We start from the raw sequence: 859 nt of genomic DNA, 5'->3' as shown, positions 1-859 counted from the left end.
GAGCGGGGAGTGGCCGTCGGCGTGCTGGAGGCCTTCGCCGGTCAGGGTGGTCCGGCCTGCGGTGGCGCCGATGACGAAGCCGCGGGCCATTTGGTCCCCGGCGGCCCAGAAGGCGTCTCCGGTGCGTTGGAAGCCGAACATGGAGTAGAACACGTAGACCGGGACCAGCGGCACGCCGTGGGTGGCGTACGCGGTGCCGGCGGCGGTGAACGCTGCCACGGCTCCTGCTTCGTTGATGCCGGGGTGGATCAGCTGGCCCTGGGCGGATTCCTTGTAGGCCAGGACGAGGTCGCGGTCCACGGAGAGGTAGTTCTGGCCCTTGGGGTTGTAGATCTTGGCCGTGGGGAAGAACGCGTCCATGCCGAACGTGCGGGCCTCRTCGGGGATGATCGGGGCGATGTGCTTGCCGAAGTTYTTGTCCCGCATGAGGTCCTTGAGGAGCCGGACGAACGCCATGGTGGTGGCGGCCTGCTGCTTGCCCGAACCCCGCTTGGCGACCTCGTAGGTTTTTGCGTCCGGGAGGGTGATGTCCTGGTGTTTGGAGCGGCGCTCCGGCACGGGCCCGCCGAGTTCGGCCCGGCGTTCCATCATGTACTTGATTTCCGGCGCATCGGAGCCCGGGTGGTAGTACGGGGGTGAGTACAGGTCCTTTTCCAGCTGCTCGTCGGTGACCGGGATCCGCAGGTGGTCGCGGAACTTCTTCAGGTCATCGAGGGTGAGCTTCTTCATCTGGTGGGTCGCGTTGCGGCCCTCGAAGTGCGGTCCGAGGCCGTAGCCCTTGACGGTGTGGGCCAGGATGACGGTGGGTTTGCCCTTGAACTCGGTCGCTGCCTTATACGCGGCGTACACCTTGTAGTAG

Annotated in this window: 1 pseudogene; it reads right to left on the bottom strand. The window is 65.9% G+C overall.

Annotation, left to right across the window (positions count from 1 at the left end):
• Positions 1-859 (bottom strand): annotated as a pseudogene (locus AB4Y73_RS20420) (pyruvate dehydrogenase (acetyl-transferring), homodimeric type); the annotation flags it as partial.

The sequence above is a fragment of the Pseudarthrobacter sp. TAF60_1 genome (assembly GCF_052113505.1).
Taxonomy (GTDB): Bacteria; Actinomycetota; Actinomycetes; order Actinomycetales; family Micrococcaceae; genus Arthrobacter.
The sequence above is the reverse complement of the archived record's forward strand: the minus strand, read 5'-3'. Positions and strand labels throughout refer to the sequence as shown.